The following is a 12,789-nucleotide window of genomic DNA, read 5'->3' as shown; positions in this document are numbered from 1 at the left end:
TGGCGCCGAGGCAGAGCGCGGCAGTCGCGATGGCAGGATGGCGGCATGGTGACGAATCAGCCGTGGACGGGGCTTCACAGTGATCTGCTGGCGGCGAAGGCGTTGGTGTACGACCCGAGCGGCTTTGCCTGCTCGCTGCCGGTGCCCGAACCGGAGAGCGTCGAGTACGCGGCGTGCGGTTTCACGCTCGATGGCCGGTCGGTCCGGTTCCGCGTGGGCAAGACCACCCCAACGAAGGTGGGCCAGTTCGTCACCGTGTGGCAGCGGTCCGCTGAGGAGCCGATCCGGCCTTTCGACGCCGACGACGGAGTGGACCTTTTCGTCATCAGCAGCCGTGACGCCGACGGCTTCGGACAGTTCGTCTTCTCGCGAGAGGTGTTGTGTGAGCGCGACATCGTCTCCCGCAACGGCTCCGGCGGGAAGCGTGGATTTCGTGTGTACCCGCCGTGGGTGGCCACGACCAACCGGCAAGCCCGCAGCACCCAGGCGTGGCAGGTGGGCTACTTCGTCCACCTTGGCCAGGACGGGCCCGCCGAGCTGACGCGCGCCCACGCCCTCTATCACCCGTAGGTGCCCCCTGCTGCCGCGGCGTCCGACTGCTGGGCCGGAATCAGTCCAGTTTCGGCGATGAATCCGTCGAGGAGGCCGGTTGGTACTGCATCCGTTTCAGACGGGTGCGGGCCAGCGTGGCGAGTTCGTCGAGGCGCACGGGGCCAGGTTGCCCAGGCTGTTCTTCAGATGTCCCCACACGCCCTCGGCGGGGTTGACGTCGGGGGTGTACGAGGGAAAGCGGAAGACCGTCAGCCAGCTTCGGGCCTCGATCAGCTCACGCGTCGCGGCATCGACGTGATGGGTGTAGTTGTCCCTTACCAGCACGACACGCCCGCCAAGCTGCTGGTGAACGCGTCCAGCAACGCGCCGACGTCCTTCTCCCGGAAAACTTTCCGCTCGCCCTTGCGGCCATGGTGCACCAGCATCCGGAAGACGAGCCGGGTGCGTCGGCTCGGCCTGCGACACGGCACACCAGGCCGGCCAGCGAGATGCGTCCCGGGCCGCCAGCCCGGACGGTGACGCGGAGCGTGTGGCCACGCCGGGCCAGGGGCAGCAGATGCGACGCCCGCGCCCCGAGGATGCCGAAGACCTCCTCCTTCGCCAGGCTGTGCAGTTCCGCAAGGAAGGCGGGGTCGACGTGACCCTCCCTGGCCCAGATTCCGGCGAGGGACTCGGCGCAGCTCTGGGACAGGTCGCTGTGGAAGTCCCCCGCCCGGATGGCACGGATCAGGGCTGCCTCGACGAACGGACCGGAGAGCAATTCCAGCGCCGACGCCGCATCGCCCTGCTCGTCCTCGCGCGCCGTGGGGTCTTCGAGGAGCCGTACGAGCGCAACCGCGCGCTCCTCGTCCGGGATCTCCGGATCGCTCCACACAGGGCCCGGCGACGGGATCGCCGACGGGTCCTCACCGGCCCTGCGGAGCTGCTCCTTCCCGGGCAGCCTTGCCAGCCAGCTCTTCATCTAGAACAGATCTCGATCCTGTCCGCGATGCTCCCGCTGATCCCGACACCGGCGAGCACGGTCCCGACCGGCCCGCCGAAGGAGCCGACCTCAGCACCGTCGCCATATCGCAGATGCCGTACGGGACGGCCGCGGCGATCAGCAGTCTGCCGCCGATTGGCGGTCGACCTGGCCAGGTCGATAAGTCCGCTCGGAGCCCACGGCCCGCCAAGGGAGGCATGACCTGCTGGAGACGGCTGCGGGATTGGAACGAGGCAGGAGTCTGGCAAGGGCTTCACGAGGTGCTGCTAGCCGAGCTGAACGCCGCCGCCCGCCTGGACCGGTCCCGCTGCGTGGTCGACTCCTCCCACGTCAGGGCGCTTAAAGGGGGGCTCCAGACGGCCCGTCGCCGGTCGACCGGGGCCGGGCTGGCTCCAAGCACCACCTGATCACCGACGGGCACGGCACCCCGCTCGCGGTCATCCTCACCGGCGGCAACTGCAATGACGTCACCCAGCTCATGTCCCTGCTCGATGCCATCCCATGCGTCCGGGGCCGACGCGGCCGGCCCCGCCGCAAGCGGACGCGCTGTTCGTCGACCGCGGCTACGACCACGACAGCTACCGCGAGCAGATCCGGGCCCGCAGGATGCTCCCTGTCGTCGCCCACCGGGGCACACCCCATGGCAGTGGACTGGGCCGCTACCGCTGGGTCGTGGAGCGCATGTTCGCGTGGCTGCACGGCTTCCGGCGCCTGCGTGTGCGCTGGGAACGGAGGGCTGACATCCACATAGCCTTCCTCAAACTCGCCTGCTGCCTGATCACCCTGCGCCAGATCCGCTCACTGTGGTAGCGGATCTGGGTGAGGATTCGGCCGTTCGCCCGAAGCTGTCGTCCGCCGCGCTGCCAGAACGCCGGCCCATCCCTGGTTCCGGGGTTCCATGGCCAGCATGACCAGGCTGAGCACCTTGGCGCAGCTGCGCCGAATCTCTCACCGAGGCACACGTCGCGGAAATCAAAGGCAGGCAAGACGTCCTCGCACGGGCGACCATACGATGGGAAACCGCCTGCAGTGGGCGGCGCTGGCGGCGTCGTCGCTACCGGGGATCGCGGCTCTTGCCGCCTTGCTGTTCACCTGGGTTTCGGTCGAGCAGTCCGGCGATCAGTTGCGGATCGCCGAGCGTGGGCAGGTCACCGGCCGGTTCAATGCAGCAATCGGCAACCTCTCCTCGTCGGCCGTGGACGTTCGCCTCGGCGGCATCTACGGCCTGGAGCGCCTCATGCGGGATTCGCCGCACGACCAGCCCACCGTCGTCACTCTGCTGACGGCATACGTCCGTGAGCACACTCACGGGCAGGTGGACAGCTCAGCCGATGCCCGCCCGGCCACGGACGTCCAGGCGGCCATAACGGTACTGGCCAACCGGGATCCCGCGCGTGACGGCAGCGGCGACTTCGACCTACGCAACGTCCGCCTGCGCAACCTGGGCTACATGGGGATGTGGGACCGGGCGCTCCAACGCGTGATCGGTATCAATTTTCCGGAGGCCGACTTCAGCGCCGCAGACCTGAGCAGCGCGGACTTGGAGCATGCCCATCTGGCCGGGGCGGTCATGGCGGGCACATCTTTGCGGGAAGCGGCTCTGAACGGGGCTGAGTTGGCGGACGCCGTCCTGACTGATGCCGATCTGGCCCGGTCGCACCTCGTGCGCGCCGACCTGAGGCGCATCCAGGCGGCGGGGGCGCACTTCGACGATACGTACCTGACAAGGGCGGCATTGGAGGATGCCCATCTGCAGCGGGCCAGTCTCGTCGGTGCCAGCCTGCCCGGCGCCATTCTGCGCGGAGCGGACTTGAGGCAGGCCGATCTCCGCGACGCGGACTCACCGGAGCGGACCTGAGCGGTGCCGATTTTACAGGCGCGAAGAACTTGTCGACCGCGGGGTTCGACGGTGCGGTCCTCAAGGGCACCCGAGGGTTGCCTTCGTGACAACAGCCAGACTTCCACCACCTCGACTCATTGTGTTAGCCGTTCTTAGGTGAAAACTCCTCTACTCTTACGTTTTCGCGGCTCCTTCAACTCCCTCTTGCGGCGCTCGTTTTTCTCCCGCTTTTCTATCGCCCACTGCTCCACATTGACCGATTCTTTCTCCAATCGTTCCTGTTGGAGTGTTAGTTCTTGCAGACCCTTCACCTGCTGCTCACGATCAAGATATTGCAGGTTGTAGTAGGGAGTACCCAGGGCTCCAAAGGAACTCCCAGCCACCCTGTGGGCTTCGGCCTGCTTCGCATACCCAAGTACCGGCTCCATGGTGGCGAGCAGAGCACTGAGAAAGCCCAGGCTCGCAACAACCTTCGCCCAATCACCAGTCAGGTTGGCCAGTACCGATGCGCCTGCCGTCGCCGCCAACAAAGCGCCGACTATGCTGACGATGCGCGACAACCGACGGTAACGGTCGTGAGACAAGGCGTGTTCAATCGATCGGTTGTAGACCCGCCAACTGAGCTCCTTGCCCCGCCACGCAATATCCGGCTGGATCTCACCCATAAAAACCAGAATACTCGCCGCATTTGATTGAACTGAGCACCAAGTATCTGTGCGGGGGTGTTCATTCATCCTTCAATCAGGTTGCGGTGGGCATCTTCGAGGGCCGGGATCGCGCTGCCCAACGAGCCGGAGAAGGTGCAGTTGACGCACCAGAGCTGGCACATCCTCTGGCTCGGCATCGCCGCCCTTCTCATCGCCGCGCTGTAACGCGGCCCGGGACCACAACCTCACACCGCACCGCGGAAGGGAAACCCCTGAGCAACACCCCGAACACGACCCTGGACGAGGAGATCGCGGCAGCCATCGCCATCGTGCGCATCGGCCTGGAGCGGCTGCGCGACGCCGCCACCCGCACCGAGGCCCTGGGCCCGCACATCGCGGTTCTCCGCGCCCTGCGCGACCACCGCAACCCGGACGCCGGCGTCTGCGAGGCCGTCGCCGACGTCATCGGCACCATCACCGTGTCCATCACCGACACCGACCACGAGGCCATCGACGACGTTGTCGAGCTCCTCGACGGAGCCCAGGCCTACGCCCAGGACAACACCGGCGAACGCATCGACCGCGCCCTGGGCGGCGCGAGCGGCTCCGGCACCTTCCGGCCATGCAGTTCGTGCAGAAGCTCGCTGACGAGGCGGTTCCGGAACTCGACCCTGTGGCCGCCGTTGATCAGTACGGTGATGACCGTCTCCAGTTCGGGCAGTACCCACAGAGCGGCGTGCTGGCCGATGGTGTCCCCGGTGTGAGAGGCCACCTGGTGGCTGTCCCATTCGTCCAGGCTCCAGCCGATGCCCCACTGCCGTCCGCTGGCATAGGGGGTGGGCAGGTCGACCTGGGGCTGCCGCATCACCGCAGGGTCAGCGAGGAGGACGCCGGGCGTGAGGTGGGCGCGGCCGAAGCCGACCACGTCCGCGGCCGGGCGCAGATCAGCCCCGCAGGACCGACGGACCGGGGCAGCCCCCACGGCGGCACCACGGCGCCGTGCTCGTCATGGCCGACGACGGCACTGAACCGGAGGACGTCCTCCGGCAGCGTCCAGGTGTGCCCCAGTCCCACAGGCGTGCAGATCTGGTCGCGCACCGCCTGGTCCCAGGTTGGCCGGTGAGCTTCTCGGTCACCCGGCCCGCGATGACGAAGCCGGAGTTGCAGTACGAGTGCGAATCCCCGTCCGGGAAGGTCTGTTCCAGATCGGCGCATGCTTCCACGTATCACTGAAGACAGTCGTTGCCGCGGCCTGTGTCCAGGAACAGGTCGCCGTTGATGTTCGATGTGTGGGTGAGCATATGGCGCAGCGTGATGGCGCTGGTGGCCTGCCGGTCGCCCACCCGGAGCCCGCACCGCCGTACTCAGTCGTCCGGGCGCCACGAGGCGGACGCCTGGCGACGGGTGGGAACTACCACCTCCTTCCCACTCGTCCGTTCCTAGTAATAACCCCATTACGAAAGGTGAAGGTGGTGCGGAGTGGACCCGGTATCGGTAGGGCTGCTGGTGGCGCTGGCCGGCGGGGCTGGCGGAGAGCTCGGGCGGCAGGCCTGGGCGGGTTTAACGGCTCTGGTGCGGCGCCCGTTCCGCCGCGATGCCGGTGAAGAGGCACCGGCGGTCAGTTCCGGGGAAGCGGAGCTGGCGCGGCTGGAACAGGATCCGACCGACCAGCAACAAGCGCAGGCGCTGAGCACCGCACTCGTTGTGCGGGCCGCGCTGGATCCGGATTTCCGCACCGGCCTTCAAGCCTGGCAGGAGCAGGCCAACCTCGTGAGCACCGGTGACGGCACGGTGCACAACATCATCAGCGGCGGTACCCAGCACGGGCCGGTACTGCAGGGCCGGGACTTCTCCGGCCTGTCCTTCACCACCTCAGCCCCTGCGCCCTCCGCACCTGCCGCGCAGCCGGCGGCCGATACGGACTACGGCGACAGCACCCTCCCACCGGTGCGGGGTTGACCGGCATGGGGCAGACAGAGGCAGCCCACGAGGGCGCAGCGGATCACCGAGTCACCAACACGATCAGCGGCGGGATCTTCTTCCACGCGGTCATCCAGGGCCGGGACATCACCGTGCAGCTGCCGCCGCAGATCACCCCGGCCCTGTCCGGGGTGCCCGCCCCCTCTGCCACCTTCACCGGCCGCGACCAGGACATCGAGCGGCTGCTGAACGTGCTGGCCCCAGACGAAAGCGGCACGAGCGCCGGGCAGGCAGTGCTGGTGACCGCCGTGTCCGGTCTGGCCGGCATCGGCAAGACCGAACTGGCCGTCCAGACCGCCGCCCGGGCCCGCAAGAAGCCGGGCTGGTTCCCCGGCGGGGTGCTCTTCACCGACCTGTCCGGCTACGACCCCGAGCGCCGCCTGTCTCCCGAGCGGGCCCTGGAAGGCCTGCTGCGCGCACTGGGCATGCCCGGCGATCACATACCCGACGGTCTGCAGGACCGGCAGCGGCTGTATCGCAGTGTGCTGGCCGCCTACGCCGAACACCATCAGCGGATCCTGGTGGTCGTCGACAACGCCTTCACCACCGAGCAGGCTCGCCCGCTGCTGCCCACCGACGGTGTGACCGCTGCCCTTGTCACCTCCCGTCACACCCTCGACGGACTCGACGCCCGCCTCCACGACCTCAACGCCCTTGAGGAGTCAGCCTCCATCGCCCTGCTCGACCAGGCGCTACGACACGCCCGTGGAGACAGCGACACCCGCCTTGCCGACGATCCGGAAGCGGCCACGACGATTGCCCGTCTGTGTGAGGGCCTTCCGCTGGCCCTGCGTATAGCCGTCGCCGTCCTGGCTGCCGCGCCTGCCCGTCCCGCGGCCTCCCTGGCCACTGCCCTTCAGGCCGAGCACACCCGCCTGGACAAGCTGAGCCGCCCCGACCGGGCCGTACGGGCCGCCTTCGACCTGTCCTACCGACTCCTCGACAGTGATTACGCCCGGCTGTTCCGGCTACTGCCCCTCAACCCCGGCCCCGACCTGTCCACCGAAGCCGCCACCCACCTTGCCGGCACCGACACGGACAGGGCCGAAGAACTGCTGCAACACCTGGCCGATGCGCACCTGGTCGAGCCCGGGCAGGTCTGGGGCCGCTGGCGGATGCACGACCTGGTTCGGCTCTTCGCGGATGAGGTCGGCCGCGCCCGCGCCACGGACGACGGCCGGGATGCGGCGGTGGTGCGCCTGCTCGACCACTACCTCACTACCGCTCAGGCCGCCGACGTCCACCTGCAGACAACGCCGGGCTTGCCCCTCCCGGACGAATTCACCGACCGCGATCAGGCGCTGGAGTGGCTGGAAGCCGAACAGAGCAACCTCGTCGCCGCCGCCACGGCCGCCCCTGCACACCACGCCGCCGCGACAGGACTCGCTGTGGCTCTTGGCACGTTCTTCGACCTGCGCCGCCACACCAACGACTGGATCAACCTCAGTACTGCCGCCGTTGCCATCTGCCGTGAGGCCGGAGACCGTCACAACGAGAGGGCAGCGCTCGATGCTCTCGGGCGTGCCCTCATCCGTGCAGGCAGGTTCAAAGAAGCTGTCGACATCTTCACAGCGGTTCTCGATCTCTGCCGTGAGACCGGAGACCGCCACATAGAAGCCATAACGTTGAGCAATCTCGGACAGGCTCTGGCATTCCTGGAGAAATTCGTGGAAGCCGTCAACGTCCTCACCGATGCTGCAGCTCTATTCGATGAGATAGGAGACAGCCTGGGCGGAGCAAGGGTGCTGGGCATCTTAGGGCCCATCCAGATCAAGCTGGGCGGATCCGAGCAGGCCGTCGGCTACTTGACCGAGGTTGTCGCTTACTGGAGGGAGGTGGGCGACCGCCACGCAGAGAGCGTGACGCTGGACTCCCTCGGTCTTGCCTTGGTCGGCGCGCGCAAGTTCAGGGAGGGAGTCAAGGCTCATACTGATGCCGTTGCCCTCTTCCGTGAACATGGTGACCCCCATGGGGAGGCAGATGCTCTGAACAATCTCGGGGCCGCATTGATCCGGATGCGTAGGTTCGACGAGGCCGCAGATGCTGTTCTTGGCGCTGCTCGCCTCTCCAAGGAGATCGGATACCCTCAATGTGAGGCCATGGCGCTGGCCAACTTCGGTCAACTGCTGCTTCAGAAGCGGAGCTTCGACAAGGCCGTCACTCCGCTTACCACCGCTGCCAGACTCTTCCGGGAAACCGGCCACCGCCGCCGTGCGGCCTCTACGCTGAATCTCCTCGGCCAAGCCCTCGCCGAAGAAGGCAGATTCGATGAGGCTGCTGACGTTGGTACCCAGGACGCGTCGCTTTGCCGGGAGCTGGGCGACCGCCAGGGCGAAGGCATCGCTTGGAAGAATGTCGGGCTCAGCCTGTGTCAGGTACGCAGGCTCGACGAGGCCGTTGAGGCTCTTTCCGCCGCTGCTGCCATCTTTCGAGAGACTGGCGATCGGCGCCGCGAAGCCGAAGTGCGAGTCCAAGCAGCAAGGGCCCGCGCCTCAGGCGGGTGGCCCAACTGACGGCCGTCCCCAATCACAGGACTACGTTGTCGGCTCTGGAGGGAACAAGACGCCAGCTGGCCTGATCCACAACGCAAAAAGGCCCGTACCCCCGCGTGTTCGCCTTCCGTTCTAGTGGTTGTCGCAACACCCCAGTTCAGGGGATGCGATGGACTTCGAGGTTCGGAAGGTGCGGAGCCCTCTGCACGTGTGACGCAGGAGATGGGCGTGTGCTTCGACCGGCACGTCGGCCTTGTGGCCGCGGTCGTGGGCCGTGGAGAACATCGCCTGCCAGCCGGAGACCGACATCGGCAGCCCGTTCTCGTTTAGGAGCATGGCAGGTTCCAGGCCGTCCTCGGTTTCCCGTAGAAGCCACCTCCGCTCGACCGGCCGAAGGTCTTGCAGCCGCATCCGGTGGACACCGCCGGCGCTGAGCCGGTGCACCACGTGCGGGCGTGACGGGTCGGCGATGACCAGGGGCTGGCGGATGCGCCTAGGGCCGCGGCCGGGGAGTCGGCGACGCCGGTGAAGACGTGCACGCCGCGCCGGTCGCGTGCGGAAGTAGCTCCACAGCGGCCGGCGCCCCGCGTCCGCCCGGCAGCCCCTCAGCACCGCACGCAACCACCCCGGGTGCGGCCCCAGCTTCGGGGAACAGCTGGACAGCCAACAGCGGTAGCGGTAATTCCGTCCACCGGGTGCTGGGAGAACGGGTCTGACTACTTGTAGGCGGCGACGGCGGCGAGGTAGATGCCGAGGCTGGTGGCTGCGGCGCCTGCGCCAGCAAGGATCGCCTGGGCAATGCCTACCCCCGAGCGGTGGGCCAACAGGCACGCGGTGAACGCGATGTTGAGGGCGGTTGACAGAGCCAGCAGCAGGGACAGGATCTGTAGTGGGCTCATCGCGGGAACTCCCCCATGGGTCGTGACGGCCCGGGCGGGCCGTGCGGGACGAGTCCGACGCTGACTGTCCACAGGGCCGTCCCACAGGAGTCCGATGACGATTGGACACACCGGCCGGAAGTGCGCTGGTGGCCGCTAGGGTTCAGGTCACGGCAGGTGATGCGTCCACCGGGGTGCCCAAGGGCACCGTGGACACGCGCGCACGGACCAGCGGGGGAGGGTACAAAGCGTCGTGGTGACGGGACCGGTGGCACAAGAGCCGGAATACACCGCGTTGATCGACGAGCTGGTCCGGTTCCGTGACGGCCCGCTGGAAGGCGGGCCATCGGACCGCACCCTGGCCGAGGCCGCGCAGGCCAGCCCAACGACGATCGGCAACTGGCTGCGCAGAGGCCAGTTTCCCCAGGAGATCGATCCGCTGCTGCGGTTGGTGCGGGCCGTACGGAGCCAGGCGAAGCAAGCCGGGCTACTGCAGAAGCAGGACGTGGCCAAGCTGCTGGACGAGCAGCTATGGCGGCGCACCCACCTGATCGAGGCCCGCCGGCGCGCGGACGGAACGCGGAGCGGGGCGCTGGCCGCGCAGGGCCGGGAGGTTTTGGCGCGGATACGGCCAGGCGACCCGCTGACGGAGGTGACCGACCCGTTCCGGCTGGAAGTGCACCGCGCGATCGGCACTGGGGTTGCTGGTCTTCCCAACCTTCCGGCGTATGTGGAGCGCAAGCATGACCGGGACCTGGCCGAGGTGGTGGCACAGGCCGCTGCCGGAACCAGTCAGATCGCGGTGCTGGTGGGCGGGTCCTCCACCGGCAAGACCCGCGCCTGCTGGGAAATCCTTCGCCTGCTGCGCGAACAGTCCGAGCCGTGGCGGCTGTGGCACCCCATCGACCCCACCCGTCCCGACGCCGCCCTGACCGAACTGAGCAGCCTTGCTCCGCACACGGTGGTTTGGCTGAACGAGGCTCAGTTCTACCTCAGCCCGACCCCGCTCGGCGAGCAGGTCGCCGCGGGCCTGCGGACCCTGCTGCACGACCCGCGGCGAACTCCGGTGCTGGTGCTGGCCACCTTGTGGCCCGAGCACTGGGAGACTCTGACCACCCGTGCCGATCCGGACCTGCACGGCCAGGCCAGGGAACTGCTGGACGGGCACAAGATCAAAGTCCCGGATGCGTTCACCGTCGCCGACATGGCCGCACTGACCGACACCGCTGGCCGTGATCCCCGGCTCGGCGAGGCCGCCGCACACGCCCGCGATGGCCAGGTCACCCAGTACCTGGCCGGGGGACTGGTCCTGCTGGACCGCTACGAGGATGCTCCGCCCGCCGCTCGGGCGCTGATTCATGCCGCGATGGATGCCCGCCGACTCGGCGCCGGACCCCGTATCCCCCTGGCATGGCTGGCCCAGGCCGCCCCCGGCTACCTCACCGACATCGAGTGGGACGAGACCCAGGACGACTGGCTTGAGCAGGCCCTGGGCTACGTCACAACACCGTGGAACGGCATCCCCAGCATGCTCACCCCCGTCAAAACGGGTGCCGACCGCAATCAGCGCAACCGCCCCACCACCCGGCCTGGTACCGGGCCGGCTCGCCCTCGGGCCGGACAACAGGAGCCGGTGTACCGGCTGGCCGACTACCTCGACCAGCACGGCCGCCACCACCGCGCCGACACGATCCCGCCCGTCGACTTCTGGACCGCAGCCGCCCACCATGCCCACCCCAATGACCAGGGCCCCCTCGGCAACGCCGCCTGGAGGCGCGGCCTGTACCGGGACGCCGCCCAACTCCACAAACTCGCCACCACCCACGGCCATGGCCACGCCGCAGAAGCCCTCGTCCGGCACCTACGAAGACTGCACCGCGCCGACTTCCGTCCCGCCCAATGGGCCGCAGCGCACGTCGCCCTGGACTACCTGGGCGCGGTGGCCTGGCTGCTGTACGTGCTGCGGATAGTGGGGGCGCAGGAGCAGGTGGACGCCCTGGCCGCACGGGCCGCCGCCCATGCCGCCCTCGACGACCCGGCCGCGGTGGCGCGGCTGCTGGACAGGCTGCGGGAGGTGGGGGCGCAGGAGCAGGTGGACGCCGTGCTGGCCCGCGATCCCGCTGCCCATGCCGCCCTCGACGACCCGGCCGCGGTGGCGCGGCTGCTGGACGTGCTGCGGAGGGTGGGGGCGCAGGAGCAGGTGGACGCCGTGCTGGCCCGCGATCCCGCTGCCCATGCCGCCCTCGACAACCCGGCCGCGGTGGTGGGGCTGCTAGAGGCGCTGCGGAGGGTGAGGGGCCGGGAGCAGGTGGATGCCCTGGCCGCACGGGCCGCCGCGTACGTCGCCCTGGACAACCCGGCCGCGGTGGCGCGGCTGCTGGACGTGCTGCGGAGGGTGGGGGCGCAGGAGCAGGTGGGCGCCCTGGCCGCACGGGCCGCTGCCCATGTCGTTCTCGATGCCCCGGGCGGAGGGTGGGGGCGCAGGAGCAGGTGGACGCCCTGTTGGCCCGCGATCCCGCTGCCCATGCCGCCCTCGACAACCCGGCCGCGGTGGCGCGGCTGCTGGACAGGCTGCGGAGGGTGAGGGGCCGGGAACAGGTGGACGCCCTGCTGGCCCGCGATCCCGCTGCCCATGTCGTTCTCGACGGAGGGTGGGGGCGCAGGAGCAGGTGGACGCCCTGTTGGCCCGCGATCCCGCTGCCCATGCCGCCCTCGACAACCCGGCCGCGGTGGCGCGGCTGCTGTACGTGCTGCGGGAGGTGGGGGCGCAGGAGCAGGTGGGCGCCCTGGCCGCACGGGCCGCTGCCCATGCCGCCCTCGACGACCCGACCGCGGTGGCGCGGCTGCTGGACAGGCTGCGAGAGATGGGGGCGCAGGAGCAGGTGGGCGCCCTGGCCGCACGGGCCGCCGCCTATGCCGCCCTCGACAACCCGGCCGCGGTGGCTGGACTGCTGGACGTGCTGTGGAGGGTGGGGGCGCAGGAGCAGGTGGGCGCCCTGGCCGCACGGGCCGCTGCCTATGCCGCCCTCGACGACCCGGCCGCGGTGGCGCGGCTGCTAGAGGCGCTGCGGAAGGTGAGGGGCCGGGAACAGGTGGACACCCTAGCCGCACGCCTTCCTGCCGCGGGGCAACTTCACCAGTTCATCGAGATCAGTGACCACCGCGAACGGTTCCGATTCGGGCGAGAGCCTGACGGGAGCGCAGCCCATGCTTGGACTTGGGACGACCTGGAGTGATCCGGGAAGCTGCGCACGAGATGGTTGCGTGATACGGCGAGTCAACGCAGCCAGGCACGACTTCGGTACTTACCTATCCACCGCTAGTGACCTGAGTCAGAGATTCGCCGGCAATACGTGGCCACCTTGTCGAGGATCTCGTCGGCGGTCTTGGTCCATGCGAAGGGCCTGGGGGCCTCGTT

The 12,789-nt window shown here is 68.7% G+C and carries 12 protein-coding genes and 2 pseudogenes; 10 read left to right on the top strand and 4 right to left on the bottom strand.

The features are described 5' to 3' along the window. The first annotated feature begins 45 nt into the window (after positions 1-45). The gene (locus IO33_RS0137760) at positions 46-570 is read left to right on the top strand and encodes a MepB family protein (protein WP_031173579.1); all 525 of its coding nucleotides are present in this window, start codon (positions 46-48) and stop codon (positions 568-570) included. Here the strand turns inward: IO33_RS0137760 and IO33_RS54255 are convergent. After that, positions 561-1,096: pseudogene (locus IO33_RS54255) on the bottom strand (transposase); the annotation flags it as partial. The gene IO33_RS0137760 and the pseudogene IO33_RS54255 sit on opposite strands and share 10 nt — an antisense overlap. A 632-nt stretch (positions 1,097-1,728) precedes the next feature. Between IO33_RS54255 and IO33_RS48275 the strand changes: the two are divergent. The 3 genes and pseudogenes from IO33_RS48275 to IO33_RS54250 all read left to right on the top strand — a co-directional run. Next, positions 1,729-2,344: pseudogene (locus IO33_RS48275) on the top strand (IS5 family transposase); the annotation flags it as partial. A gap of 202 nt (positions 2,345-2,546) precedes the next feature. After that, positions 2,547-3,392: a pentapeptide repeat-containing protein gene (locus IO33_RS0137745; RefSeq protein WP_051927197.1), complete on the top strand. Its 846-nt coding sequence runs from the start codon at positions 2,547-2,549 to the stop codon at positions 3,390-3,392. Next, positions 3,389-3,481, top strand: coding sequence for a hypothetical protein (locus IO33_RS54250; protein ID WP_425347997.1), 93 nt, complete (start codon positions 3,389-3,391; stop codon positions 3,479-3,481). Before IO33_RS0137745 ends, IO33_RS54250 begins: the two co-directional genes overlap by 4 nt. A gap of 45 nt (positions 3,482-3,526) precedes the next feature. Here the strand turns inward: IO33_RS54250 and IO33_RS50735 are convergent, their stop codons facing one another. Beyond that, a complete protein-coding gene (locus IO33_RS50735; RefSeq protein WP_157857990.1) occupies positions 3,527-4,039 on the bottom strand; it encodes a hypothetical protein in 513 nt (170 codons plus the stop codon). An 81-nt stretch (positions 4,040-4,120) separates the two neighbouring features. Here IO33_RS50735 and IO33_RS53640 point away from each other — a divergent pair, with 81 nt between their 5' ends. Together IO33_RS53640 and IO33_RS52985 are read left to right on the top strand one after the other, a co-directional pair. After that, positions 4,121-4,246, top strand: coding sequence for a hypothetical protein (locus IO33_RS53640; RefSeq protein ID WP_280921955.1), 126 nt, complete (start codon positions 4,121-4,123; stop codon positions 4,244-4,246). Positions 4,247-4,350: 104 nt separating this feature from the next. Further along, a complete protein-coding gene (locus tag IO33_RS52985; RefSeq protein WP_245235988.1) occupies positions 4,351-4,785 on the top strand; it encodes a hypothetical protein in 435 nt (144 codons plus the stop codon). 100 nt (positions 4,786-4,885) lie between these two features. Here IO33_RS52985 and IO33_RS52975 read toward each other — a convergent pair whose 3' ends face one another. Further along, the gene (locus IO33_RS52975; RefSeq protein ID WP_245235981.1) at positions 4,886-5,119 is read right to left on the bottom strand and encodes a hypothetical protein; all 234 of its coding nucleotides are present in this window, start codon (positions 5,117-5,119) and stop codon (positions 4,886-4,888) included. A gap of 381 nt (positions 5,120-5,500) precedes the next feature. Between IO33_RS52975 and IO33_RS0137730 the strand changes: the two genes are divergently transcribed. Then, the gene (locus IO33_RS0137730) at positions 5,501-5,980 is read left to right on the top strand and encodes a hypothetical protein (protein ID WP_031173576.1); all 480 of its coding nucleotides are present in this window, start codon (positions 5,501-5,503) and stop codon (positions 5,978-5,980) included. A gap of 5 nt (positions 5,981-5,985) precedes the next feature. Then, the gene (locus tag IO33_RS0137725; protein WP_051927195.1) at positions 5,986-8,514 is read left to right on the top strand and encodes a tetratricopeptide repeat protein; all 2,529 of its coding nucleotides are present in this window, start codon (positions 5,986-5,988) and stop codon (positions 8,512-8,514) included. A 695-nt stretch (positions 8,515-9,209) separates the two neighbouring features. On the opposite strand, the gene IO33_RS0137715 is transcribed toward IO33_RS0137725, so the two are convergent. Next, positions 9,210-9,392 carry a hypothetical protein gene (locus tag IO33_RS0137715; protein WP_031173571.1) on the bottom strand — a complete coding sequence of 61 codons (183 nt, stop codon included), beginning with the start codon at positions 9,390-9,392 and terminating at the stop codon, positions 9,210-9,212. A gap of 247 nt (positions 9,393-9,639) precedes the next feature. Between IO33_RS0137715 and IO33_RS46225 the strand changes: the two genes are divergently transcribed. Together IO33_RS46225 and IO33_RS0137705 are read left to right on the top strand one after the other, a co-directional pair. Next, complete coding sequence (locus IO33_RS46225; protein ID WP_157857986.1) at positions 9,640-11,955, top strand: hypothetical protein; 2,316 nt, start codon at positions 9,640-9,642, stop codon at positions 11,953-11,955. Between the two features lie 85 nt (positions 11,956-12,040). Beyond that, positions 12,041-12,607, top strand: coding sequence for a hypothetical protein (locus IO33_RS0137705; protein WP_157857984.1), 567 nt, complete (start codon positions 12,041-12,043; stop codon positions 12,605-12,607). Positions 12,608-12,789 lie beyond the last annotated feature (182 nt).

This window comes from Streptomyces durhamensis (assembly GCF_000725475.1).
Classification (GTDB): domain Bacteria; phylum Actinomycetota; class Actinomycetes; order Streptomycetales; family Streptomycetaceae; genus Streptomyces; species Streptomyces filipinensis.
Note: the sequence above shows the minus strand (reverse complement) of the source record. Positions and strands in the feature narration are given on the sequence as shown.

Bases quoted from the DNA above. Each gene is read 5' to 3' on its own strand.
- IO33_RS0137745 (WP_051927197.1), top strand. From the start codon at position 2,547: ATGGGAAACCGCCTGCAGTGGGCGGCGCTGGCGGCGTCGTCGCTACCG.
- IO33_RS0137760 (WP_031173579.1), top strand. From the start codon at position 46: ATGGTGACGAATCAGCCGTGGACGGGGCTTCACAGTGATCTGCTGGCG.
- IO33_RS50735 (WP_157857990.1), bottom strand. From the start codon at position 4,039: ATGGGTGAGATCCAGCCGGATATTGCGTGGCGGGGCAAGGAGCTCAGT.
- IO33_RS0137715 (WP_031173571.1), bottom strand. From the start codon at position 9,392: ATGAGCCCACTACAGATCCTGTCCCTGCTGCTGGCTCTGTCAACCGCC.
- IO33_RS0137725 (WP_051927195.1), top strand. From the start codon at position 5,986: ATGGGGCAGACAGAGGCAGCCCACGAGGGCGCAGCGGATCACCGAGTC.